Origin of the sequence: Pandoraea sp. PE-S2T-3 (genome assembly GCF_002179965.1) — a bacterium.
GTDB lineage: Bacteria > Pseudomonadota > Gammaproteobacteria > Burkholderiales > Burkholderiaceae > Pandoraea.
Genome location: NZ_NGUQ01000037.1, coordinates 286,430 through 311,111, shown reverse-complemented (window position 1 = coordinate 311,111; position 24,682 = coordinate 286,430). Strand labels below are relative to the sequence as shown.

Here is a 24,682-nt window from a genome sequence, read left to right as displayed (position 1 = left end):
AGAAGCGTGGGCTGACGGAGCCGGCCATCAGGCGTCGTCGACAATCGCATGGCCTTGTGCGCGCAACCAGTCGTTCCACGCGGTTTCCAGCACTTCGAACGAAGCGCCGATCTGCCCGGCCGATGCTTGTGGCGCGAGGTGTTCGAGTTGCGCTGCGTGAGCTGCCAGCGAGGCAAGCCCGAAGGACATGAATCCGCCCCGGAGCCGGTGCGCAGAGTGGCGCAGTGCATCGCGCGACACATTGGCCAGCGCCTTACGGCAGTCCTCGATGTCCTGATCGCTGATGCGGACGAACGCATCGAGCATGTCCATCAACGGCACGCCCGTGTCCTTCGGAAACGTGGCGGGGACTACCTCAATGGGTGTTTGCGCGGTCGTCAGCACCGACGAATCGACAATCGCAGGCAGCGGTTCGATCTCGCCACGCAACGACGGGTAGCGGGCACGCACGAGATCGATCACACGCAGCAGCGAGCCCGAGTCGACCGGTTTGTAGACCACGGCATCGAACGGGGATTTCGGGTCGCGGTCGATGCGCAACGTCACGTCGGCCGTCGCGACAATGACCGGCACTTGCGGCGCGCGCGCCTTGATTTCCGTGGCCAGCGTCTGGCCGGAAATGTGCGGCATGTTGGCGTCGGTGATCACGAGCATGTGCGATTCGCTATCGAACGCATCGAGGGCTTCGCGCGGGTCGTTATAGCAATCAACCATCGCACCCAGCCCTTCCAGTTGCCGCGAGAGCAGCATGCCACTGATCGGATGATCGTCCGACACCAGCACATACCACCCCGCCAACGGACGCGCCCCCGGCTGTGCGCTGGTGCTGCGCGGCAGATCGGCCGATGCGGCAAGCCCGGGTTCCGGCGAGACGCCGAGGGCTTCCCACAGACCGGCCTGATGCAGCAACGCGACATCGCGCGGCCAGGCGCTTGCCTTGCTCGCCGGGCCCTCGTGCGGGGTCGGCCGCAGCAGATAGACTTCGGCGCCGGCCATGCCACGTACCGGCCATTCGTCGGCAAACATCAGCAAACCGGCATCGCGGGCGCGGCCATCGCCGGTCGACCACGCCACCGCGTCGTCGTAACGCACAGGCGTGTGGCCGGCAAAACGGATGAGCGCTTCGAGATACGCGTGCCGGCGCGCCAGCCCGCTCACGCAGGCAAACGTCTTGCCGGTTTCCGCCACGATCGGCGGCTCAGTGTTCGGTGCCCACGGCAGATGCAGCGTGAAGTGCATCGTGGTACCCCGTTCTTCCACGCTATCGACCTGCAAGGTGCCGCCGAGCATCGCGACGAACTGGTACGAAATCGCCAGCCCGAGCCCCGTACCGTGCTGCATGCCGGGTTCGTTCGTACTTTTGCCGAACGGGCGGAAGAGATCCGGCAGGTCGCCCGCAGCAATCCCCGCGCCGCTGTCACTGACCGAAAACGCCACATCACATCCCTGCGCATCGGCGCGTGTCATCTGTGCGCTGAACGCGACATGGCCTTGCGTCGTGAACTTGATCGCGTTGCCGACGAGATTCGTGATGACTTGTCCGAGGCGGAGCGCATCGGTGTGCACGGCGCGCGCGAGTTGCGGATCGATCATCCAGTCGAGCGTCAGGCCCTGCAAACGTGCCCGGCCGGTGAACGACAGCCCGACCGCCTCAAGCTCCTTGAGCAGCGAGAAGTCGCGCGAATTCAGTTCGAAGCGCCCCACTTGCATGCGCGAATAGTCGAGCAGATCGTTGATCAGGTCGAGCAGATTGCGCGTCGAACTCTCCATCACGTCGACGTAATAGCGATGCTCGTCGCCAAGCTTCTGCGCACTGAGCAACTCCAGCGATGCAAGCGTGCCGTACAACGGCGTGCGCATCTCGTGACTGACCGTCGTCAGAAATACATCCTTCGCCTTGTTCGCGTTCTCGGCGGCCAGCCGCGCTTTACGCTGTTCCAGTTCAAAACGGCGTTGCTCAGTCACATCGGAGAGTGTGCCGATCAGCACCGATTGTTCGCGAAACACGGTGTCGACAAAACTGACGGCGTAGTGGCGCTCCCCGGCATCGTCCGAGACACTCAACAAACGCCGCACCGGACGTGACACTACCCCACTGTGCAGTTGGCGGTACATCCGGGTGAGTTCGCCGTCGCCGAGCTGCCGCAGCAGATCGACCGTGCCGGCGTAGGCCGGATTGCTCATCACAACAGCCGGCTCGAACGGATCGATGATCGCCATGCCCACCGGCGCCGTCTCGATGAGCGTTTGCGTGAACGCATCGCGCTCCAGCAGCGCCGTGGTGCGCTTGCGTGCCGGCTCGATCACACGCTTGCGGATATAGCGCATGGCGGTGCAAACCCCTGCCGTGTACAACAGCAGCAGTAACGTTGCGACGATCAGCAGCGTGGCGTTCCCGAACAGCAACTCGGCGGGCGCCACGGCATAGCGCACAAACCACGGATTGAACGGGAGATGGCGTTCAAAAACGATGCGTTGCCCGTCGGTGCGAAGCGTCATCTGCGAGCCGCCGAACAGTGGCAGCGTCGCGAGCGTTCTCATATGACGAGGTGTGGGCAGCGGTGTGCCGGCACTGGCGACGATGATGCCTTCCACGGAGACGAGTTGAAGCGTTTCGCGCGTCTGATCGAGATTGCGCATGCGCGGCGGAACAATCAGTTCCGGCGACATGCTGGTGCCCACGTAAAGCACCACGTGCCCTTCCAGATCGCGGATGGGCACGAAGCTCGACACCGTCTTCACGTGTGTCACCGGGTGTTCGTAGTTGTAGGTCCAGAACGGACCGTCCTCTTGCCCCAGGGCTCTCGCCTGATAGCGCTCGACCTTGTTCATCTCTGCGAGCATGATCTTCGTGTCGCGTTCCAGATCGGCAGCACCGAACGATTCACGGCCGAGCGAGGGACGATACGCGGCGAAAGCGCCATCGGGAGAGATCAGGAACGTCTCGTCCTGCGAGTCGAACGGACTCCAGAAATCGGCATCGAGCACCATCAGCCGTGCCGTCAACCGGGACAGCATCTGAGCGCGTTCCGGAGAAATTTCGGCCAGCTTGACGATTTCGAAATCGCCATCCCACGCCACCCCGCCGATGCGTGTCGCCGTGCCCGGCTTCAACCCGTTGAGCGGTTGCAGCACGCGATCCGCCAGCAGGCGTGTGGTGCCGCCGGCAGGTGCCGAACTGGCCTGTACCGTGCGCGACATCGAGCGCGCTTGTTCATTGAAGACTTCGAGATCGCGAATCTCACGCGAGACCGCCGCGAAGAACGACTCCGTCTTCTGGCCGCCCTGCCAGAGCGCACCAAAGACGGCGTAAGAGATCGCCGCCGCCCAGACGGACAACCCGAACAGCAATGCGAGCACGCCCCCAATACGCAGCAGGCGGCCCGCGACGGCAATATCACGCGTCATCGTCTGAATGGGCATGGTCGCGAATGCTCGACGTCGCACGGACTCAAGCGGCAGTGGGCGCGTCGACCTCGCCTTCACGCGTGAGTTGCAGCGGACTCGACGCGTGCAACTGGAACAGTTCCATGTCGTTGCGACAACCCAATTTGCACATTGCCATTCGCTTCTGGTTGTTGATCGTCTTGGCCGAGCGCTTGAGCGCTTCGGCAATTTCGGAGACGTTATTGCCGCTCAGGTACATACGCAGCACCTCCATTTCCTTCGGTGAGAGCGGACGGCGTGTGGTCGGTTTGCGGCGCGACTGCTCTTCCAGAATCTGCTCGGCACGCCCGCCGAGATAGCGCATGCCGCGACGGCAACGCTCCACGCACACCGTGATTTCGCGCAGATCGTCCGACTTCGTCATCACACCCAGCACACCGCAATCGTTCAGCGCGTGAATGATCGCCGGCTGCTCGATCGACGTGAACACGATGATCTTGATGTCCGGATATTTGCGGCGAACCCGCTTGATCATGCCCAGCCCATCACCAAACACCCCTCCGGGCATGCAGTAGTCGGTGATCAGCACGTCGACGGAATTCGTCTCGAGCGCCTCGAACAACTGCGTTGAATTTGCGACCGGCGGCAACACGTGGAAACCGGGATCTGGTGCGAGCATCTCACGCAGCGTCGAGGAGACGATCGGGTGATCGTCGGCAATCAAAATTTTTACCATCATGTGCGGAATCCTTTTAAAAGAAGTCAGCCGTGGGCGCGCGCGATCGAGCGCCGCGTGTCTACGCGTCATGGCTTCCCAAAAGAGGAATGTGTGACGAAGCGGCACACAAAAAGATGACAGAAGCGTCACCGCAATGCAGTTGACGAAGGTCAGGTGCGGTGGCCGGTACCGGGGTGTGCGTCCGGCGATCCTTCTGCTCCCCCGCGATCCTGCTATCCCGCAGTTGCCGCCGCAGGGGCCGGTGTTACCGACGTGCCATCGACCGTCGTCCACGACGAGCACGTCTTGTATCCCGTAAGCCGCATTTCACCGCTGCCGATGACTGGCTTGATGCAGTACCGGATACGCACGCCACGCAGACCGGCGGAAGGCATCATGTCTCGCGCCCGGCCGACAACGCGAATACGTGTCGGTCCGGCCGCGGCTTCCCACAGATGCACACTGTCGGTCTCAGGCCAGTCCGCCATCCAGCGGTAGGTGCCGCTGACAACGCGCCCCACCTGCGGCGTGCCGGTCATGCCAACCGCTGCGGCGACGGGGCGCATGCGCGCCGTCACCTCACGCGGTGCCGTCTCGGCGCGCGACAGCGTCGCGCCTTCGAGCGCGTCATGGTCGGCATAAGCCTGACTGACACCTGGCGGTTGATGCTCGCTACACCCTGTCAGCAGCGCAAACAACAACGTTCCGGCCAGCCCTGTCAGCGTGCGCCGAATCGGCACGTTGCATTCGCGGCGTTCCGGCGTGAGCGCAAAGCCAATCCGTTGCGTCGTTGTCATTAATTCAATCCCCCGTCGTGCCGTCGGCAAGTGGCTCACCTTTTGCCCCCGTCGACGACCGGGAGAAATATAGGATAAGTCCACAATGTTCGGACGTATTAGCATTAGTTATAGGAAACATCCCAAGGCCAAATAGGCGGACAACCCCGCGACGCCCAAATAAAGCCCGCACAGTGCGTCAGACCGTATGCGGCAATGACGCACCCCACGTAGCGCGAGTGCTTACCGGACGCTGTGATTGACAGGCGTGCGCCGTAAAGATTCACTCTGACGCACTACACGAGACAGGATCGCCATTCGCGTACGCCGATGAAGCGTCGCTTCCGGACAACGAAAATTCACTCGAAAAGCGTTGCGATTTTCGAGGGATCCATAAGCAACGATATCGCGGCACCCGGATGTGACGACTTGTGCCGATGAGGGGACTGTCGATGATGTTCGCGAGCGCACGCACGGCAGAGTGCGACCGCCCTCGCGAACCGGCCGCAAGAGTCAGCCGTAAGAGTCAGCCGCCGAATGCCTTGAAGAACATGCCGGCAGCGACGAGGGCCATCAGCACCGAGAAGAGTTGTTGCAGCCGGGCTGCGGCCAGACGGGGGGCGAGCATGCGGCCGATCACCATCCCGGCGACGGCACCTGCCACAAACAGCCAGCCTTGCGTGCCCGGGTGCATGCCATGCCACCACGCGTTCGCGACCGTTCCCGCAGAGATCAGTGCGATGACGAACAGCGACGTCGCGACGATGCCGTGCACCGTGATATCCGAAAAGCGGCGCAATGCCGGAACGATCACGAAGCCGCCGCCCACGCCGAGCAATCCGGACGCGAATCCCGAGACCGCCCCGATGGCGCCAAGCGTACTGGCAACGCGGCGAGTCCAGTGCAGTCGTCCCGTTGCCGGATCGAGCCGACACGGTGGTGGCAACACCACGCTGCCCGCAACACCGCCTTTGCCTCGGGAGGCACGGTACATACGGGCGGCCACGATCAGCATGGCGAATGCAAAGAGACCGACAAGCCAGTGTTCGGGCAGCCGATGCGCGACCCACGAACCCAGCGGGGCGACACAAACGCCGATGCCGGCCATCAGCAGCGCGGCCCGATATCTCACAAGACCGGCGCGCAGCCCTTGAGCGCTGCCGACGGCTGCACTGGCACCGACCGCCAGCAACGCCACGGGGCCTGCCTGAGGGACCCCCCATCCGAGGCCGAACACTAGCGCAGGGACGGCAAAGATGCCGCCGCCTGCGCCGGTCAAACCGAGCACGAGCCCTACGGCGGCGCCAAGGATGGCGGCCGTTGGTGACGAACTCATTGGGGCGAGCAGCATGGGGTGGATTCCGGCGTCGGCGATCTGGATCGCATCCAAATCACTATTGGTCATATGCTTATGACCAATGATTATATAGAAACCGCCGGGTAACGGAAAGTGCGGCGATGCGCAGTGAACCGCGAGGGAGAAGGCGAGCGGGCGCTGCGTGATACGAGAAGTGTGGGGGTGATGCGGGGGTGCGGGGGTGCAGAGATGCAGGGGGATGGGGGATGCGGGGGATGCGGGGGATATGGGGGTGGTGCGAGGGGTTAGGCGGGAGGTGCGAATGGCGGTGGTGGGGAGTGACCGGAGCCCCTCTCCGAGGCGAGTTGAACACTGTCTGAGCAGCGGAGAGGGGCTTCGGTCGGTCCTGGGGGGAGGTGTTGGGGTGTTGAAGGGGGAAGGAAATCAGGCGATGCGAAATACGGAAAGAAAATCAGGCGGCTGAAGCGCCCAGTGGTGCCGAAGCGGACGAACCGGAGGCCGAAGTCCATTGGGCGGCCAACGCGCGAATACGAGAATCCGGGGCTTGGCTAAGGAATTCAGCGGCTTTGACGAGAAAAGCGGGTGTCGCCGTCTCCGGCACGTGGACAAGCCAAGCCAGTGCCTGATCGAAAGCGCCCTGCCCGATCAGTAGACGCGCGACGTTGAACTGTCCGCGAAAATCACCGCCTTCGGCGGCCTTCCGGTACCAATCGAACGCGCACGCGATATCGCGTGGCACTTCCCAACCGTCCTCGTGAAAACCACCTAAAAGATTCTGCGACTTGGCGTGCCCCATCGCGGCGGCCTTCTGAAGCCACTCAAGCGCAGCCCCGCGGTCTTGCGGACCGCCACGCCCGAGACTAAGCAGTGTCGCGAGGTTATACATGCCCCACGGCTCGTCGCGGCGGGCCGACTGACGGTACCAATACAACGCCACCTCGTCGCTAGCCGGTACGCCCCAACCATTCTCGTAGCAGCGCCCGGCCATGTTCGCGGCCATGCCGTGCCCGGCGTGTGCCGCGCGCTTGAAGCCTTCGAGCGCGGCCGCCGCATCACGCGTCACGCCGCGCCCGTCGAGCAGCCACTGTGCATAGACCACCTGCGCATCGACGTGCCCCGCCTGGCTGGCCGCGGCCAGCCAGGCGGCCGCCGTTTCCGGCGGCCCCGCAAGGATGTCGCGAACCTGCGCAGGCGTGAGCGACGCAATCTGCGCCGGTTCAATACGCATCATCAATAGCGTGCCGTGAGCGAGACAATCGCGCTGCGGCCCGGCGCCATCGACGCATAGTGCGCCGGATAGGCCTGATCGAAGTAACGACGATTGAACAGGTTCTGCACGTTGAGCTGTGCAGACAGATGCTTGTTGACGCGCCACGACGCCATCGCGTCAAAACGCCAGTACGCCGGAATCTCGCGCAGGTTTGCCGGATCGCCAAACACGCTCGACGTGTAGAACGCGCCGCCACCCACCGTCACCGACGGAATGATGTCGTACGTCGTCCACAGGCTGAAGCTGTTGCGCGGCGTGTTCGGGAACTGGTTGCCGTTGTTCGAGATCGCCGTGCCCGTGCCGTTGTCCGTCAGCTCGCTCTTCATGTACGTGTAGCCGCCGAACACCTGCCACTTGTCCGTCAGCTTGCCCGCGAAGCCCAGCTCAAGGCCCTTCACGTTCTTGCCGCCCACCATGGCATACGTGTTGTCGGCCATCGTCACGCGCGCATTGCTCGTCTCGATGTAGAACAGTGCCGCCGTCAGCAGCAGACGTTCGTTCAGCACATTCCACTTCGTACCGATTTCATACGAACGGTTCTTCTCCGGAGCGAGATCCGCAGCATTGGGGCCAACACCGCCACGGCCCGGCGTCAGACCTTGCGTCTCGCTGCCTTCGCCCAGCAACGCGCCGGCCGGCGTCGACGACGTAGCGTACGACGCATACACGCTTGCGTAAGGCAGCGGCTTGTAGACCACACCGGCCTGCCAGTTGAACAGCGTGTCGTCACGCGACACCGACTTGCCGCCGTTGGCGCGCGTATCGGTGAAGTCCGTCGAATAGCGGTCTACGCGAGCGCCGAGGTTGATCTGCCATTCCTTCGACAGATCGATCGTGTCGAAACCGTAAATCGCCGCCGTCAACGTGCGCTGGAATGCCGGGTCGTCATTCAGACGAATGCTGCCGGTCCACGGATCGTACGGATTCGGGTTGTAGAGGCTCGTGCAGTTGTAGCCCGATGCTGCCCCCACCCCGCGCAGGCACGAATTGCCCGTGCCCGAACCGCTCCCTGCGGCCACCGTATAGGCGTCCTTACGGCTCGATTCGCGCGAGAACTCGGCGCCCACGTTGAAGCTGTGCTTGAACTGCCCCGTATGGCCTTCGCCGAACAGTTCCGTCTGGTTCGCAATGCTCCACACGTTGCTGTCACGCGTGTTCGCGCGGCGCCAGACCTTGCCGTTGGCCACGTTGCCCTGGCTGTCGTCCGGCTGCGTCCAGATGTAGCTCTGCGACGACTTCGTGTAGCGCGTCATGTTGCGCAGCGTGAGCGTCGGCGTGATGTCGTGCTCGATCTTGATCGTGCCGATGTCCGACGACGTCGTGCGGAAGTCGCGATTGTCCAGCCCGTAGAAATTGTTCGGATTGACCGAAGCCGGCCCCGTGCGGCGCCCCGGTGCGTAGTTGTACGGAATGCCCGAATCCGGCAGACCGTCCGATTGCATGTGGTAGTAGCTCGCGACAATGCGTGTGGGCGTTCCCAGTCCGAAGGCGACCGACGGTGCAATCCCCCAACGCGAGTCGTAAATCGCATCGCGGCCGGCCACACCGGCGTCGTGACCCATCAGGTTCATGCGGAATGCCGCGTGATCGCCGATCTGCCAGTTGCCGTCCGCCGTCATACGCTTGTACTTGGCGTTGCCCAGGCCCACCGTGCCTTCCGCGAAGTTGCCCAGCTTGGCTTCCTTGCTCACGATGTTGACGCTGCCGCCCGCACCGCCGCGACCGCCGTAGGCGCCGCTCGCGCCCTTCACGACTTCCACCGACTCGGTGTTGAACATTTCGTGCGTCGTAGCGCCCACGTCGCGCATGCCGTCGACGAACAGGCTGCCTTGCGTGTCGTAGCCGCGCAGGAACGGACGGTCGCCGAGCGGGTTACCGCCCTCGCCCGCGCCGAACGTGATGCCGGGCACCGTACGCAGGGCTTCCGTGAGCGTGCTCGACCCCGTGCTTTGCAGCAGGGTTTCCGGGATGACCGTGACCGAACGCGGCGTGTCGACGATCGGCGCCGTGAATTTCTGCGACGACGAGTAATCGACCTTGAAATTGTCGCGATTGCCTGTGACGTTGGCGCTCGGGAGTTGCACGTCAGTCGACGTGCTCTTGGCGTCGGCATCTGCGGCCATGGCGCCTTGCGCACTCAAAATTCCCACCAATGCTGCGCTCAACTGCGAGCGACGCAGCGTCATCGGTCCCACTTGCATCTTGGATTCCCCCCTGGAGATCGCTGGTTGTCCGCGATCCGTCTCCCAGTCTTGCTTTGTCGTTGTTCTGTACTTGCCAGGTGCCTGAAAACGCGGACGACGTTGCGTCACCCCCGCCTGATCCACTGCCCACTACCAATTACAGCCATCGAATCAATGCAATACCGACCACGAATCGCATTTCGTAAATACGAATTATTCCTATTTTTAACACCAGTTGCAAATGATTTGTAATATTTCCTGTAATACGCGTTACAACTGTTGCATCAGGAACAAATGAGCGCAGAAGGCGTGGACACGCCGGCGATCAGGCGATATGGGCCGCAAGGGGCCGGAGGAAGGTCTGCGGAGGAAGAACGCGCAAAGCGATGGACGGCAAGCGAAGCGGGCCGCTGGAACCTCAGCGGCCCGGGGTGAGCCGGGTCAGTCGAGTCAGTCTTTCGGCAGCGGCTCGGTGAGCAATGTGCCGGCCGGCGGGACAGTGGCGCCCTCGCCGGTTACCGTGGCCGCCGCCGACTCTGCGTCGAGTTCGGCCAGAATGTCACCGGTGTGCTCCCCCGGTGCGGGCGGCTCACGATGCGTCACCGGCCCATGGCCATTCATGCGGACCGGCGAAACGATCGTATGGGTGGTCTCGCCGCTGGGCAGCACCATCGGCCGAACCCAGCCCATATGCGCAACTTGCGGATCGGCGAGCACGCGCGAATACGTGCTGATGGGGGTGCACGGCACGCCGACAGCGCTCAGACGGGCAAGCCAGACGGCACGATCGTCGTGCATGAAGACAGGTTCCAGCACATCGCGCAGCACGGCCTGATGACGGGCGCGCTCCCGTGCGTTGGCAAAGCGCGAGTCGTCGAGCAGATCCACGCGATGCACCAGCGCACAAATGGCCCGCCAATGTGCCTGACCGTCGAGATCCATGCCGAAATACCCGTCTTTGGCACGGAACGTCGGCCAAGGTGCCGCCGGGCCGCCAAAACGGGCATCGTCGGCCGTTCGCGGAATACCGCCAACCGCTTCCGGTTCACTCGCGGCGTTCGCTGCTTCTTCACCCGCCCGCAAGGCAGCGATCGCGAGCGTGGCGCCCAGCATAGGCACGTCGATATGCACGCCGCGCCCATGCTGTTGTGCGGCCACCAGCGCCGCCGAAACAGAAAACGCGGCATACAGCCCCGCCGCCAAGTCCGCGACAGGCAAATCGCGCGGCGCCTGACGCCCAGGTGTGGCACCCAACATGCCGCGCAACGCATCAATGGCCGGCACGCCGGGATGACCGGCCGAGCGCGGGCCATCTTGCCCGAATGCGGAAATGGAAACGTAGACCAGATGCGGCTGCACGACCGACAGCGCTTCATAGCCGAGCCCGGCGCGCACGAGCGTGCCTGCGGGCAGGCATTCGATGACCACCTGCGCCCCACGCACCAGCGTGTGAGCGAGGCTGCGGCCTTCCAATGTGCCGAGGTCGAGCGCTACAGAACGTTTGTTGCGGCGTAACCCCGTCTGCGCGGTCGCACCGAGCGGACCGTGCTGGCCTTGGCTTTCGTTGGAAATGTCGTCGACCGGATCGTCGACCATGATGACGTCCGCGCCCATGTCGGCCAGCAGCATGCCGCAATAAGCGCCCGCCGCGCCCCGACAGAACTCAATGACGCGGATCCCCGTGAGTGGTGCGTTCAATGTCTGACCCCTATTTGCCTGGTGTTTGTTGTAGTTCTCAACCTTGGCAACCGTCTGACGCGGTGTTGACGCATTCTAGTGCAATTACTCGACGCCGGTCACTGCGGAAAAAAGGGGGTGCTACCGCCCCGTTGCCACCGGGCAACAGGGCAAGGCGCGCCGGGTCGTAACGACATCCGCATGACACGGAAGACTGCCCCGCCGCGCACGTTACAACCAGCCCGCCTTCCGGAATTTCAGGAACAGCAGCAGATCGATGATGATCATCACGCCCACGCAGACCGGATAGCCGTACTGAAACTTCAACTCGGGGATATCGGCGAAGTTCATGCCGTAGATGCCCGCAATCATCGTCGGCACCGCGAACAGTGCGGCGAACGAGCCGAGCCGCTTGGTCGTCTCGTTCTCGGTGAGCGAGATCATGCCCAGATTGACCGAGAGCGCGGTGGTCACCATTTCGCGCAGCATGTCGATGTTCTTCGTGATGCGCTGCAAATGGTCGTACACGTCGCGGAAGTATTCCTGCATGCCGCCGCAGAGCTTCGGGGCCATTGCGCCGAACAGCTTGCTGACCGCTTCCATGAGCGGCACGCACGCGTGTTGCAACGTGATGAGCCGCCGCTTGAGCTGATACAGATCCTCGATGATCTCGCGCCCCTTGGCCGGCTCGTTGCGCGCGAAAATCTGCTCCTCGATGGCTTCGAGTTGCGCTTCGAGATCGTCGAACACCGGGAAGTAGCTGTCGACAATGGCATCCATGAGCGCGTAGAGCACGAAGATCGCGCCTTGCTTGAGCAAGTGCGGCTCTTTCTCCGCACGCGCTCGCACGGCCCCTAACCCCTGCGTCGCGTTTGAGCGCACTGAAAGCACGTAGTTGTGCCCCGCGAAGATGGCGACCTCGCCGATGGAGAAGTCACCGTCGGCGTCCTTGTTGAGCACGTGAAGCACGGCAAAGAGTGAGTCGCCGTACTGTTCGATCTTCGGGCGCTGATGACCATGCTGCGCGTCTTCGACCGCGAGATCGTGCAGGCCGAACTCGTGCTGCATCTGCGCGAGTTCTCCGGGCCCGGGGTCTTTGAGAGCGACCCAGACGAAGCAATGCGGACGTTCGAGATAGTCCGAGATTTCATCGGGGTGCAGGTCGGCGATCTTGCGGCCATCCTCATAGGCCACGCAGTTCACTAGCATTCGAATCCTTGGTCGAGGCGGCTACCCTGCCTCGCGGGCAAGCGACAAGCACAGCGTTCGCGCCACCCTCGACTGACGACGCGAACCGTGTCTCCTGGAGCCCTGACAGGCCCTACGCCTGCGCCGTCTGTTGCAGCGGCAGCCGGATATGAACAATGCCCGCTTCCATCTCCTTGTCTTCGACAAAGCCGAGATGCCGGGCGAGTGTCAGCATACGCGTATTTGCCGTGAGTACATAGCCGATGAGTTCCCCCGTACCGCGCTTGCGGCTGTAGTCGACGATGTGCTCCATCAGCGCCCTTCCCAGCCCCCTGCCCTGTGCGGCAGGACTCACCGTCACGGCAAACTCGGCCACAGTGTTGTCGGGGTCGGCCAACGCCTGCACCACGCCCAGCAGCCGCGTGTTCCCCTCGTCATCCTTTTCCGTCGCGACAAACGTCATCGAGCGGTCGTAGTCGATCTGCGTCACGCGCGCCATCTGCGAGTGCGACAGCTCCTTGATCAGTCCGAAGTAGCGGAACTGCACATCCTGCGGCGTGAGCGTGTGGAAGAACTGGTTGTAGGCAGGTTCGTCTTCCGGGCGGATCGGACGCACGCGCACCGGCTTGCCGCCGGCATCGACCGTGCTTTCGAGCTCTTGCGGATACGGGCGAATGGCCAGACGCGCGTGCCCCGGCGCCACCGGTTTGCGCGCCACGATGCGCGCGTCGAGCGCCAGCACGCCGTGCGAATCGGCGAACAGCGGATTGATGTCGAGCTCGGCGATCTCGGGCACATCGCACACCAGTTGCGAGAGCTTCACGAGTGTGAGATAGATCGCCTCATGATCGGCGGCGGGTCGATTGCGATAGCCCGCAATCAGTTTTGACACACGGGCACGCGCCACCATATCGCGCGCCAGATTCAGGTTCAGCGGCGGCAGCCCGATCGTGCGATCGGCAATGACTTCCACCGCCGTGCCGCCCTGCCCGAACAGCAGCACCGGACCGAACACGCTGTCGGTGGCCACCCCGACGATCAGCTCGAAGGCTTCGGCTCCATTCGCCATGCGCTGCACCGAGTAGCCGGTCACACGCGCATCGGGCTTGGCGGCCAGTGCCCGTTTGCGAATCTGGCGAGCGGCGTCCAGCGCCTGCTCTGCCGTTTCGATATTGAGCACCACGCCGCCGACGTCCGACTTGTGCGTGATGTCCGGTGAAATCAATTTGACGGCCACGGGGAAGCCGAGGCCCTGCGCCAATTCGGCGGCGTGCTCGGGCGTGTCGGCCACCACGGTCTCGACGACGGGAATGCCATACGCGGCAAGCACTCCCTTCGCCTCCGGCTCGGTGAGTAATTCGCGCCCCTCGCGCATCGCGTCGCCGACGATGGCACGCACCCGCGCCACATCCGGTGAGAAACCGGGCGGAATCGACGGCGGCGTTTCCATCAGCAACGACTGATTGCGGCGATAGTTCACCGCTTCAAGGAACGCGCGCGCCGCATTCTCGGGTGTGTCGTAGGTCGGCAACCCGGCCTCGCGGCAAATCCGTCGTGCACGCTCGGCGGTCTCGCCGCCCAGCCAGCACGTGAACACGTTCTTCGATGGCCGGGGCAACGCCGCCAGCGCGTTCGCCACGTCCACACTGGGCATGACGGCCGTGGGGGCCTGAATGAACAGCACCGCCGCCGTCTCCGGGTCTTCGCACAACGCGGCGAGCGTCGCCGTATAGCGCGCGAGATCCGCGTCGCCACCGATGTCCACCGGATTCACGCGGCCCACGGTTTTCGGCAGCGCCGCGTCGAGCGCGTCGCGGGTCTTGTCCGACAGGTGGGCGAGCTTGCCGCCGTCGAGCACAAGGGCGTCGGTGGCCATCACCCCGGCGCCGCCGCCGTTGGTCATGATCGACAACTTGTCGCCGTAGAACGGTCGCAAACGCGCCAGCGTCTCTACGGCGGCAAACAGTTCGTCGGTGGTATTCACGCGCAACATGCCCGCGCGGCGAATCGCGGCGTCATAGACGTCATCGGCCCCGGCCAGCGCTCCCGTGTGCGACGCGGCGGCCTGCGCCCCTTCCGGCACCCGGCCCGACTTGATGACGACCACCGGTTTGTTGCGCGAGGCGGCGCGCGCGGCGGACATGAATTTGCGCGCATCGCGAATCGATTCCATGTACATCAGGATGGCGTCGGTGCGCGGATCGCTCGCGAGGTAGTCGAGCATGTCGCCAAAGTCCACGTCGGCGCTGTCGCCCATCGAGACGAAATGCGAGAAGCCGATTTCGCGCGCGTCGGCCCAGTCGAGCACGGCGGTGGTCAGCGCGCCCGATTGCGACACGAAGGCGAGGTTGCCCGCCCGGGCGCCCATGTGGGCAAAGCTGGCATTGAGCCCGATGCCGGGGCTCAGCATCCCGATGCAATTCGGCCCGAGAATACGCAGCACGTGCGGTTTGGCGTTCCTGAGCATGCGATCTTGCAGCGTCACACCGTCGCGATCGCGCTCCCGCGCAAGCCCCGAGGTGAGCACCACCACGGCACGCGTGCCGCGCTCGCCGAGGTCGCGAATCAGATCGGGCACCGTCGCGGGCGGCGTGCAGATCACCGCAAGATCAGGGGCCTGCGGCAGGTCGGCCACGTCGCGATAGCACTTGCGTCCCGCGAGCGTCGAGTACTTCGGATTGACCGGGTAGATCGCGCCCTCGAAGCCACCGTCGATCACGTTTTGCAGCACGGTCGTGCCCACACGACGCTCACGGTTGGACGCCCCGATGACGGCGACCGACTTCGGCTGGAACATTTGGCTCAGATTGCGGGTGGTCATAACGGCTCCGAGGGGAGTAGCAGAGAGAGAATCGGGCGGGAGAAGTCAGGCAAAGATGACAAATGCGCGCCCCGGACCAACGCCGGTGCGCGCATTCACGATGGATCGGCCGCCAGCGGGGGCCGGCGGCCGGATGGCGCTTACTCGCCGCGAAGGTGAGCCTCGACCTTCCAGAGGTGATCGTCGACGCCGCGCGAGATTTCAGTAAAAACGTCCGACGTGGTGGCATCGCCGATCTCGGCCGATGCGTCGATCAGACCGCGAATGATTTCGCCATAGCCGGCCAGCGCCTCGGCCAGCGCGGCAGCGTGATCGAGCCCGCGCTTGAACTCGTTCTTGTACTTCGGCAGTTCGGTCTTTTCAGCCACCGTCTGCACGCGGCCGTCGGCCACGCCACCGAGCGCCACGAGACGCTCGGCGCACAGGTCGGCCCATTCGATCGCGGCGTTATACACGTCGTCAAACAACAGATGCAGCTCGATGAAGCCCGGGCCGTGCACGTTCCAATGCGCCTGCTTGGCCTGACGCTGGACGTCGATGCCGTTGATCAACCCGCGATTAAGCAGATTGACCGACTCGATCCGGATCTTTTCACCGAGGGTGTTACGCGTATGGTTCAGAGCCATTTCACACTCCTGCTGACGTCTGGCAGCACAGCGGCTGCCGGGGGGAGGAATCCGCCGGCATCAGGCAGCCGGGGCCACCTGGGCGGACGAACGGAAACGCTGATCGGGGGCATCGTATCGCGCAATGCAACGGCATCAAAGCCGCGCATGCCCCGAATTCGAAGACTATGTCGCGGCGGAAGTGGACGACGCGCCGTGCGCCACGCCACGCAATTTGAAGCCGGCCAACACGAGCAGTACGCCCCACACGATGGCCCATGCACCGATGGCCCAAATGAGCGCCAACGCGCCGGCACCCGGCTGCCACATGATGAACGCGGCAAACAGAATGCTGAACACGCCGGAAAGAATGATCCACAGCTCGCCCTGGATCTCGCGGCGCAACGCGATACCGGCCGCAATTTGCAGCACGCCGGTGACGAAACTCCAGGCAACGATATAGATGAGCAACGCAACGGCGGTCAACGCCGGGTTGAGATAAGTCAGGACACCGATGATGATGCCGACGACGCCTTGCAACAGCGGCAGCCACCATTCGGCATGCTCCTTGCGGGCGCTCCAGGCACCGGCAAGAGAAAAGACCCCGTCGACAAACGAAAACGCGCCGAAGCACAGCACTAGCACGGCAAGGGTCACACCGGGCAGCGCAAACGCCGCGATCCCGAAGACAACGGCGAGTACGCCGCGCAAAACAAGCAACCACCAGTATTTCGACAGAAGTCTGAGCATGGCATCCCTCTCGTGAAATATCCGCAGGCAGCGAACACAGGCGGCGGGCGGCGTACAGCGCGGGTAGCGCAGACGACGCCCGATACGCGTCAAGAAGTCATTCTAGAGACGGCGACGTAACGAGAGCAAGTGAAATATGCGCGAATGCTTGTGCCGCGCGCGCAGGCTTTGATCGCCGTCATATCGCCCTGCGACACGGTGTCGCAAAGCGTACGCGCCGGTCGGCACGCCTGTTGCGCCACATCCACGCGTGCGCACTGCGTCTCGCCAAAACATGCGCGTTGCGCGTATGCCAGTGACACGGGAAGCGCGGCCTCTCGTCCCATTGTTGGGAACATTCCGAAAGCCTTAAAAGCGCGCCCATTCCGCGCAAATGCCTTAATAAACTACGTAGACAGCGTCGGTAAAACAGGTGTCACGAACGCTGTCCGCGTAGTGCCCTGCCGCGCCTCCTAGTGCCTGAATGCGCTTCGAATGGCCTCACTTTCAAATAGGACTCCGAAGGAGAACGACGATGAAAAAATCGCTGCTGTGCCTGACCCTGTCCGGGGCTGCCGGATTGCTCGCACTGAATGGCCCCGTACAAGGCGCCACTTACTCCAACGGCTCGGCGACGGCAACGATGCTGGTGTCGCTGACCATTTTGCCGGGGTGCACCATTGCGGCAACGCCGATGACGTTCACGCCCGTGCAAGGGTCGGCCACCGGGCCGGTGTCAAGCACCTCGACGCTGACCGTCATCTGCACCTCGTCCACCGGCTACAACATTGGCCTGAACGCCGGCACGACGGCCAGTTCCACCGAGACCAGCCGTCTGCTCGCGGGCACGCTCACTGGCAACACCACGACCATCCCGTTCGGGCTCTATCAAGACTCGGGTCACGCCACACCGTGGGGCAACACCCAAGGCACCAATACGTTGGGCGACTCGGGGAGCGGCGTGCTGAAAACGTACACCGTCTACGGGCAGGCAACGCTCTCGGCCACCATGCCGACACCGGACGTCTACACCTCGACGGTGACGGCGACGGTGTATTTCTGAGGCCATTGCGATGACGACTCCCTCGCGACCCGACGCCCGCCGTCATGCCGCCCGCGCGGCCAGCGGTGCCTTTGTCGCCCTGTTGACGCTGGGCGTCACCGACGGCCATGGCGCGAGCCTTCAGGTCTCGCCCGTGATCGTCAGTCTTGCGCCGACGCAGCCCGCGACCACGCTCACACTGGGCAACACCGGCGATTTGCCGATTCACGGGCAACTGCGCCTGTATGCCTGGACGCAGCGAGACGGCGAGAACGTGCTCACGCCGACCGATGCACTGATCGCCAGCCCGCCGATCTTGCGCATCGAACCGGGTGAGCAGCAGATCGTACGGCTCGTGCGACTGACCGCCGAGCCCACGCAGGGTGAGCAAAGTTATCGGCTGCTGGTCGACGAACTGCCGGCTGTCGCGGAGGCACCGGCGGAAGGCGTCACCATCCGGCTGCGCTATTCGTTGCCGGTCTTCGTGCAGGCAAACGACTTGCAGGCACCCTCGCTGCGCTTCGACGTGCACTGGCTGCGGGGCGAGTTGGAAGTGCACAACGACGGGGAGCAGCACGCTCAACTGGGCGCCACGCGGGTGCTCGACGCCACGGGCCGAAGTGTCGAGCTCACCCACGGGTTGCTGGGCTACGTACTGGCCGGCCAGACGCGGCGCTTTGCCGCGCGGTGGCCGTCAGGCGCGCCGCCGATCCCCCCGTTCACCGTGGAGTCGCGCATCGATACGGTGCCGATGCGGTTTGCTGCCAGCCCGGCAACGGACGGTGCCCGGTAACCGTCGCCATGCGCCCCTCGCGCCCGCTCCCCCCCACTGCCGCGCCCTCGGCCGCCCCGAGCGGCGCGGTGTGGTGCGCGTGGTGCGCGTGGTGCATCTGGCATCGGGTGCCATGGCCAGCGTCATGGTGTCGACGATGGCCCTGAGCGGTCCGGCGTCGAGCGCGACGGCATCGGCCACCCCGCCCGCAGCGGTGTCGTCCCCATCGTCCAAGTTGTCCATGTCATCGGCTTCCGAAGACGGCGCCGATGTGTCCGCACCGATGGCACTGCCGACCCGATCGCCCCCGGATCTCCCCGACGGGCGCTACGTTCTCGACGTGCTAATCAACGGTCAAGCGACCGGGTTGCTGGCCCCGTTCACACAGCGCAACGGCCACTGGCTCGTCAACGCCGGCGACTTGCGCAGACTCGGCCTCTCTGGCAACGCGCTGCCACGCGACGACGCGCGGGAGGTCGCGCTCGATACGCTCGACGGCGTGCAGGTCAACTACGATGCCACGCACCAGCGCATCGATCTGCTTCTGGGCGACGCCTGGCTTACGCCCTATCGCGTCGGGGGCATGCTCGCCGAGGCCGTCACCGCCACCGCAGACCCCGGCCTGATCGTGAACTACGACGGCTACGTGCAACGCGACAGTCAAACACAGGCATCGGTGTGGAGCGAAGTCCGGGGCTTCTGGTCCGGCGCCTCCCTGTCGCAAACCGGTCTGGTCGAACACTCGCCATGGCGGCGCGGTTACTTGCGCTATGACACCGCGTGGCAGCACAACAATCCGGCCACGCTGACCAGTTGGACAGCGGGCGATCTCATCACGGGCTCGCTGTCCTGGAGCCGCTCCGTGCGGATTGCCGGGCTGCAATGGCGGCGCAACTTCAGCTTGCGCCCCGATCTCGTCACGTTCCCCGTGCCCGCGTTGCGCGGCAGTGCCGTCGTGCCGTCATCCGTCGATCTGTATCTCGATGGCGTGCGGCGCTTCGGCAGTCGCGTACCGCCGGGCCCGTTCGTGATTCAGGAAGCGCCGGGGCTGACGGGCGATTTGCAAGCGAGCGTCGTCACACGCGACGCACTCGGGCGCGAGCAGATCACGAACGTGCCGCTCTACATCGATCCGCGTCTGCTGGCCAAGGGACTGTCGAGCTTTTCGCTCGAAGCCGGTTTGCCGCGCGACGACTACGGTGTGCGGTCGTTCTCGTATCGGCATCATCCTGTCGCCTCGGTGGCGGCGCGTTACGGGGTCACTGACGCGCTGACGCTGGAAGCGCAGGTACAAGCGGGGCGACGTCTGGCCATGGGGGGCGTTGGCGCGCTAATGGCGCTGCGCAGGGCCGGGGTGGTCAGTGCCGCCATGGCGGCGTCCGGCGGACGTCGCACCGGTGCGCAATGGAGCGCGGGCTATCAGTACATTTCGCGGCATGTGAGCGTCGATGCGCAGATCATCCGCACGGCGGGCCGATATCGCGACCTCGCGTCGCTCGACGGGTCGCCCGCCGCCAGCGCCAGCGAGCGTGTCAGCGTCTCGGTGCCGTGGGGACGCGGCGGCACGGCGTCGCTCGCCTACTTCGGGCAGCGTGCGCCGCGCCAGCCTGCCACACGCGTGCTGTCGGCCAGCCTCAACGTGCCCGCCAGCTCACGCGGCATGCTCTCGATCGGCGGCTTTCGCGACCTCGCCCGACGACGCTCGCACGGCGTGTTTGCCATGTTGAGCCTGCTGCTGGGGAACGGCGTGCTGGGCAGCGCCTCCGTCACACAACAGGACGGTCAGACACAAGCGTGGGCCTCAGCGGGCCGCACACCCGACTATGGCGGCGGCTGGGGTTGGCAGGTCCTCGGGGGGCGGGCCTTCTCGCAGCGCACGGCGCAAGGTGAGCTGCGGTATCTCGGACGTCATGGTGAAGTCTCGGCACTCGCGCAGCAAGTGGGCCATCAGCGCGGCGCGGCCCTCGGCATGACCGGTGCACTTGTCGTCATGGATCGCAGCCTGCACGCCACGCGGCGCACTTACGACGCCTTCGCCCTCGTCAGCACCGACGGCCACGCCGACGTGCCCGTGCTGCGCGAATCGGTGCCGATCGGACATACCGATGCGCGCGGCTACTTCCTCGTGCCGGATCTCAACGGGTTCGAGCCAGCGCGTATCGGCATCGATCCCGTGCACCTGCCCGCCGATCTGGAAGTCGTCGCGACCGAGCGGCGCATTGCGCCGCAAACCGGTGCCGGCGTGCTCGTACGATTTCCCGTGCGGCGATATCAAGCGGCGCTGATCACGCTCGTGAGCGCCGCCGGTGTGCCGCTCAAGCCCGGCGTGTCGGTGCGTCATGTGCAAAGCGGCTTCGTCACCGTGGTGGGCTACGACGGCGAGGCATTCATCGACACGCTCGCCCCGCGCAACACACTTGAATCGCACGACGGTGTGCAACGCTGCCGCGCAACGTTCGACTGGCGAGCCCCGCCCGATGGCGAGATTGCCCGCGTCGGCCCGCTCGTCTGCATTCCCTTTGGCGCGCTGGCACGCGATGCCAAGTCGCGTCGCCCCAGTGCACAGGCGTCGTCATCCCGGGGGGACGGTTCATGAGGTTCATGACCTTACCCGTGCCCGTCTGGGTCGCCGCGTGCCTCTGCGCCTTCAGTACGGTTGCTGCGGGGCAAACTTGCTCGATCGGCACGCCCACGCTGGCGTTCTCCGCCTTCAGCCCGATCTCCGGCGCGGCGTTGTCGGCCACCGGCACGATTCCCGTGTCATGCACGTTTCCGCTGCTCGGCGGCAACCCGAATGTCAAACTCTGTCTGGCCCTCAACGCCAGCCAGCCGCTCACGCTCGTGAACGCTGGCAACGCGATCAACTTCGGACTGTTCATCGACCCGGCCTTCTCGACCGCCTGGGGCAACAGCACGGCCAACGTCATCACCGTCACGCTGGCGCGCAACATCCTCGGCGGCACCGTCACGCAGAACGTCAACCTCTATGCGCGCATTACGGCGTCGCAGACCACCGTGCCCACGTCATCGAACGGCAACACGGTGTACACCCACGCGTTCGCCGCCACCGACGCCACCCTGCAATACGCGTCATACGCTGCGCTCTCCCCCGTGCCAGCTTGCGGCAGCGCGATGACAGCCGCCGCCGGCGTGCCCTTCAACGCCAATGTCACGGTCATCAACAACTGCACGATTGCGGCGGCCAACATCACCTTTGCCACGCAATCCACGCTCAGCAAGGCAGTCACGGGCAGCAGCACGCTCACCGTGCAATGCACGAAGAACGACGCGTTTCGCATCAGTCTGTCGGGGGGATTGGCGGGCACCGTGGCGGCGCGCTCGATGACGGGGCTCACCGCGTCACGCGTGAGCTATCAGCTCTATCTCGATAGCGGTTACAGCACCATCTGGGGCGATGGCACGTCCGGCACGTCGCAGCTCACCGGCATCGGTACCGGCGTCGTGCAGGCCGTGCCGATCTACGCGCGCGTGCCCGTGCAGGCGACACCCGCACCGGGCCTCTATACCGATACGGTCACGGCGACGATTCAGTTCTGACGTCAGAGGACTGAGCGCTCAGATGGCGTCCGCACGTGGCGGCTTGAGCGGCAATACCTGCACACGATCGCCCTGCTTAACGCCGAGTGCCTTCGCCGCGAGCGGGCTGAGCGTGAACGCCCGTCGCTCCGGACGCCCGGTGACGAGCGTGGCGCGAAACCCGGCAAGCCCCAGACACGCCACGAGATAGGGCTCGGCATTGGCCGCCGGTGGCGCGCTCCCGTCGTCTGCGCCGATGTTCACGCTCAGATACCGGCTGTCGCGTGCGGCACGCAGATCGGCCACGCGGGCTTCGAGCACGGGGCCACTGTCGAAGATGTCCACGTGTGCCCCTGAGCGCAGCCCTTCCTGCTCCAGCAGACGCCGCGCCGGCAAGGTGTCGCGATGCGTCACACCGATGGCGGCCTGCGCCTGCGGCGACAGAAAGTCGACGTAGATCGGGTACTTCGGCATCAATTCGGCCACGAACGACTTTTTGCCGATCGAGGTCAGATAGTCCGCCTGATCGAAATCGATTTTGAAGAAGTGTTGACCGAGCGACTGCCAGAATGGACTCTGGCCGTTGTCGTCGAAGAACCCGCGCAATTCGGCACAAACGTGCGGGCCGAAACGCTCCGGGAACTGCGCCATGAACAGGAATCGTGTCTTCGAGAGCAATGCGCCGTTGCCATGACCGCGCCACGCCGGGTCGAGCAGCAACGAGCACAACTCGCTATAGCCGGTGAGATCGTTCGAGAGCGACAGCGTGAGCATGCGCGACCACACGTTCAGCTCGCGGCTCGCGTGCACGATCGTATCTTTTCGGTACGTGTAGAACGGCTGTTCCAGCCCCACGGCCGCTTCAATGCCGCACACACCGGCGATGGTGCCGGTCGCGACGTCTTCCATCACGAACAGATAGCCCTGCTCGGCCGTCGGGGCGCGGTCGTCCAGCGTGGCAGTCACGCGCTCGAGACGCGCTTCGAGCGCTGCCGGATCGGGCTTGAACGACGTCATGCCCGGGCCTGCCAGTGCGGCCAGTTTCAGTAGCGCAGGCAGGTCTTCCCGCCGCGCCTGACGTACGACCCGAAGCGATGTGGCCTCGGACGTGCTGTCGTTGGCGCTGGTGCTTGCTCCCGCGCCCGTCAGTGCCGCCGTAGCGGTACCCGGCGCTCCGCGATTCGCCGCTTCGTCGTGCATTGGCGAGACTTTCACCGCTTTCGATTGACGCGTCATGGCATATCCGGTGGACAGACGTTGGGACCGCTAGTTGCCGCTACTTGCAATAAGGGCCGGAGCGACGTTCCCGTCGGTCCGGCCCGAAGTCATACAGGCAGACGAATGAACACGCGCGCGTGCTCAGTCAATCGGCAGCCGTTCAGGCGGCCTTTGCCGTAGCTGCCAGCGTCGCAACCGCCTTCTCGAGCGAGGCGAGGCCTGCGTCGATGTCGGCGAACGGAATGTTCAGCGACGGCGCGAAACGCACCACATCGCCACCGGCGATCAGCAGCATCAGACCGTTCTTCTCCGACTCGGACACGATTTCCTTGGCACGGCCCGCGAAGGCCGGCTTGAGTACGGCACCGATCAACAGGCCCATGCCGCGCACGTCGGCAAACACGCCGTGACGCGCGTTGATCGCTTCGATGCCCTTGATGAAATGATCGTGACGCGCTTTCACGCCGTTCAGCGTCTCGGCGTTGTTGATCAGTTCGAGCACACGGCCGGCGATGGCCGTCGCGAGCGGATTACCGCCGTACGTGCAGCCGTGCGTGCCCGGCGAGAAGCTCGCGGCAATCTTGCTGGTGGTGAGAATGCCGCCAATCGGAAAACCATTGCCGAGCGCCTTGGCGGTCGTCAGGATGTCCGGCGTCACGCCATATTGCTCGTAAGCGTAGAGCGTGCCCGTGCGGCCGACGCCGGTCTGCACTTCGTCGAAAATCAGCAGCGCGCCGTGCTTGTCGCACAGCTCGCGCAGGCCCTTGAGGAATGCCGGGTCAGCCGGCAGCACGCCGCCTTCCCCTTGCACCGGCTCGACGATGACGGCAGCCGTCGCGTCCGAGATGGTGGCCTCGAAGGTCTTCAGATCGTTGTACGGCAGGTGCATGATGCCGGCCGGCAGCGGACCGAAACCTTCGGTGTACTTGGCCTGACCGCCCACGCTCACGGTAAACAGCGAGCGGCCGTGGAACGAGTTGAAGAACGAGATGATTTCGCTCTTATCCTTGCCGCCGCGTTCGGCCGCATGATCGAACGCATAGCGACGGGCCAGCTTGAGTGCCGCCTCGTTGGCTTCGAGCCCCGAGTTGCAGAAGAAGGCCTTGTCGGCGAACGTGGCGTCGGTCAGCGCCTTGGCCAGACGCAGCACCGGCTCGTTGGTGTAGCCGTTGCCGATGTGCCAGACCTTGCGTGCCTGCTCTTCGATGACCTTCACCAGTTCGGGGTTCGCGTGACCCAGCGCGTTGACCGCGATACCGCCGGTGAAATCGACATACTCACGACCCTGCTGATCCCACATGCGCGAGCCTTCGCCGCGCACGGGCACCATCTGGGCAGGAGCGTAATTGGGCACCATTACGTCGTCGAACGTCTGGCGGGTCACAGCGATTGGCTGGCTCATGACTACCTCGTGAAATCTGGGTGCAATCGGGGATTGCGG

Annotated in this window: 17 protein-coding genes; 4 read left to right on the top strand and 13 right to left on the bottom strand. The window is 64.4% G+C overall.

Annotated features, from left to right (window positions below):
• Window positions 1–27: 27 nt before the first annotated feature.
• From CDV46_RS23675 to CDV46_RS23625, 11 genes are all read right to left on the bottom strand, one after another.
• Window positions 28–3,423 (bottom strand): hybrid sensor histidine kinase/response regulator, encoded by a 3,396-nt coding sequence (locus CDV46_RS23675; protein WP_087725342.1) that lies wholly within the window; start codon window positions 3,421–3,423, stop codon window positions 28–30.
• Window positions 3,424–3,451: 28 nt separating this feature from the next.
• Window positions 3,452–4,126, bottom strand: coding sequence for a response regulator transcription factor (locus CDV46_RS23670; protein ID WP_058378399.1), 675 nt, complete (start codon window positions 4,124–4,126; stop codon window positions 3,452–3,454).
• Window positions 4,127–4,338: 212 nt separating this feature from the next.
• Window positions 4,339–4,902 (bottom strand): hypothetical protein, encoded by a 564-nt coding sequence (locus CDV46_RS23665; RefSeq protein ID WP_087725340.1) that lies wholly within the window; start codon window positions 4,900–4,902, stop codon window positions 4,339–4,341.
• A 505-nt stretch (window positions 4,903–5,407) separates the two neighbouring features.
• Window positions 5,408–6,232, bottom strand: a complete 825-nt coding sequence (locus CDV46_RS23660) for a sulfite exporter TauE/SafE family protein (RefSeq protein WP_254916196.1) — start codon at window positions 6,230–6,232, stop codon at window positions 5,408–5,410.
• Window positions 6,233–6,650: 418 nt separating this feature from the next.
• On the bottom strand, window positions 6,651–7,430 hold the full coding sequence (locus CDV46_RS23655) for a tetratricopeptide repeat protein (protein WP_087725338.1): 780 nt from the start codon (window positions 7,428–7,430) through the stop codon (window positions 6,651–6,653).
• The gene (locus tag CDV46_RS23650) at window positions 7,430–9,655 is read right to left on the bottom strand and encodes a TonB-dependent receptor (RefSeq protein ID WP_441339359.1); all 2,226 of its coding nucleotides are present in this window, start codon (window positions 9,653–9,655) and stop codon (window positions 7,430–7,432) included. The genes CDV46_RS23655 and CDV46_RS23650 overlap by 1 nt, the downstream gene beginning before the upstream one ends.
• Before the next feature lie 447 nt (window positions 9,656–10,102).
• The gene (locus CDV46_RS23645) at window positions 10,103–11,350 is read right to left on the bottom strand and encodes a CaiB/BaiF CoA transferase family protein (RefSeq protein WP_087687821.1); all 1,248 of its coding nucleotides are present in this window, start codon (window positions 11,348–11,350) and stop codon (window positions 10,103–10,105) included.
• A 210-nt stretch (window positions 11,351–11,560) separates the two neighbouring features.
• On the bottom strand, window positions 11,561–12,538 hold the full coding sequence (corA, locus tag CDV46_RS23640) for a magnesium/cobalt transporter CorA (RefSeq protein WP_087687822.1): 978 nt from the start codon (window positions 12,536–12,538) through the stop codon (window positions 11,561–11,563).
• A 112-nt stretch (window positions 12,539–12,650) separates the two neighbouring features.
• Window positions 12,651–15,338 carry a bifunctional acetate--CoA ligase family protein/GNAT family N-acetyltransferase gene (locus tag CDV46_RS23635; RefSeq protein WP_087725336.1) on the bottom strand — a complete coding sequence of 896 codons (2,688 nt, stop codon included), beginning with the start codon at window positions 15,336–15,338 and terminating at the stop codon, window positions 12,651–12,653.
• Window positions 15,339–15,478: 140 nt separating this feature from the next.
• Window positions 15,479–15,964 (bottom strand): DNA starvation/stationary phase protection protein Dps, encoded by a 486-nt coding sequence (dps, locus tag CDV46_RS23630; protein ID WP_087687824.1) that lies wholly within the window; start codon window positions 15,962–15,964, stop codon window positions 15,479–15,481.
• Window positions 15,965–16,129: 165 nt separating this feature from the next.
• Window positions 16,130–16,693, bottom strand: a complete 564-nt coding sequence (locus CDV46_RS23625; protein WP_087725334.1) for an HdeD family acid-resistance protein — start codon at window positions 16,691–16,693, stop codon at window positions 16,130–16,132.
• Between the two features lie 514 nt (window positions 16,694–17,207).
• Here CDV46_RS23625 and CDV46_RS23620 point away from each other — a divergent pair.
• Genes CDV46_RS23620 through CDV46_RS23605 form a run of 4 tightly spaced genes read left to right on the top strand, consistent with a single transcriptional unit; the run spans window position 17,208 to window position 22,044 of the window.
• Window positions 17,208–17,735: a Csu type fimbrial protein gene (locus CDV46_RS23620; protein WP_087687826.1), complete on the top strand. Its 528-nt coding sequence runs from the start codon at window positions 17,208–17,210 to the stop codon at window positions 17,733–17,735.
• A 10-nt stretch (window positions 17,736–17,745) separates the two neighbouring features.
• On the top strand, window positions 17,746–18,507 hold the full coding sequence (locus CDV46_RS23615) for a fimbrial biogenesis chaperone (RefSeq protein ID WP_087687827.1): 762 nt from the start codon (window positions 17,746–17,748) through the stop codon (window positions 18,505–18,507).
• On the top strand, window positions 18,497–21,082 hold the full coding sequence (locus CDV46_RS23610; RefSeq protein ID WP_140413470.1) for a fimbria/pilus outer membrane usher protein: 2,586 nt from the start codon (window positions 18,497–18,499) through the stop codon (window positions 21,080–21,082). Before CDV46_RS23615 ends, CDV46_RS23610 begins: the two co-directional genes overlap by 11 nt.
• Window positions 21,079–22,044 (top strand): Csu type fimbrial protein, encoded by a 966-nt coding sequence (locus CDV46_RS23605; protein ID WP_087725330.1) that lies wholly within the window; start codon window positions 21,079–21,081, stop codon window positions 22,042–22,044. The genes CDV46_RS23610 and CDV46_RS23605 overlap by 4 nt, the downstream gene beginning before the upstream one ends.
• A gap of 18 nt (window positions 22,045–22,062) precedes the next feature.
• On the opposite strand, the gene astA is transcribed toward CDV46_RS23605, so the two are convergent.
• Complete coding sequence (astA, locus tag CDV46_RS23600) at window positions 22,063–23,259, bottom strand: arginine N-succinyltransferase (protein ID WP_254916193.1); 1,197 nt, start codon at window positions 23,257–23,259, stop codon at window positions 22,063–22,065.
• 142 nt (window positions 23,260–23,401) lie between these two features.
• A complete protein-coding gene (locus tag CDV46_RS23595) occupies window positions 23,402–24,643 on the bottom strand; it encodes an aspartate aminotransferase family protein (RefSeq protein ID WP_087687830.1) in 1,242 nt (413 codons plus the stop codon).
• Window positions 24,644–24,682 lie beyond the last annotated feature (39 nt).

What these genes read in the sequence shown, in the direction of transcription:
- CDV46_RS23655 (WP_087725338.1), bottom strand. Translation starts at nt 7,430, where the DNA reads ATGATGCGTATTGAACCGGCGCAGATTGCGTCGCTCACGCCTGCGCAG.
- CDV46_RS23670 (WP_058378399.1), bottom strand. Translation starts at nt 4,126, where the DNA reads ATGATGGTAAAAATTTTGATTGCCGACGATCACCCGATCGTCTCCTCG.
- CDV46_RS23635 (WP_087725336.1), bottom strand. Translation starts at nt 15,338, where the DNA reads ATGACCACCCGCAATCTGAGCCAAATGTTCCAGCCGAAGTCGGTCGCC.
- CDV46_RS23595 (WP_087687830.1), bottom strand. Translation starts at nt 24,643, where the DNA reads ATGAGCCAGCCAATCGCTGTGACCCGCCAGACGTTCGACGACGTAATG.
- CDV46_RS23650 (WP_441339359.1), bottom strand. Translation starts at nt 9,655, where the DNA reads ATGACGCTGCGTCGCTCGCAGTTGAGCGCAGCATTGGTGGGAATTTTG.
- CDV46_RS23660 (WP_254916196.1), bottom strand. Translation starts at nt 6,232, where the DNA reads ATGCTGCTCGCCCCAATGAGTTCGTCACCAACGGCCGCCATCCTTGGC.
- CDV46_RS23625 (WP_087725334.1), bottom strand. Translation starts at nt 16,693, where the DNA reads ATGCTCAGACTTCTGTCGAAATACTGGTGGTTGCTTGTTTTGCGCGGC.
- CDV46_RS23675 (WP_087725342.1), bottom strand. Translation starts at nt 3,423, where the DNA reads ATGCCCATTCAGACGATGACGCGTGATATTGCCGTCGCGGGCCGCCTG.
- CDV46_RS23605 (WP_087725330.1), top strand. Translation starts at nt 21,079, where the DNA reads ATGAGGTTCATGACCTTACCCGTGCCCGTCTGGGTCGCCGCGTGCCTC.
- dps (WP_087687824.1), bottom strand. Translation starts at nt 15,964, where the DNA reads ATGGCTCTGAACCATACGCGTAACACCCTCGGTGAAAAGATCCGGATC.
- corA (WP_087687822.1), bottom strand. Translation starts at nt 12,538, where the DNA reads ATGCTAGTGAACTGCGTGGCCTATGAGGATGGCCGCAAGATCGCCGAC.
- astA (WP_254916193.1), bottom strand. Translation starts at nt 23,259, where the DNA reads ATGACGCGTCAATCGAAAGCGGTGAAAGTCTCGCCAATGCACGACGAA.
- CDV46_RS23615 (WP_087687827.1), top strand. Translation starts at nt 17,746, where the DNA reads ATGACGACTCCCTCGCGACCCGACGCCCGCCGTCATGCCGCCCGCGCG.
- CDV46_RS23665 (WP_087725340.1), bottom strand. Translation starts at nt 4,902, where the DNA reads ATGACAACGACGCAACGGATTGGCTTTGCGCTCACGCCGGAACGCCGC.
- CDV46_RS23620 (WP_087687826.1), top strand. Translation starts at nt 17,208, where the DNA reads ATGAAAAAATCGCTGCTGTGCCTGACCCTGTCCGGGGCTGCCGGATTG.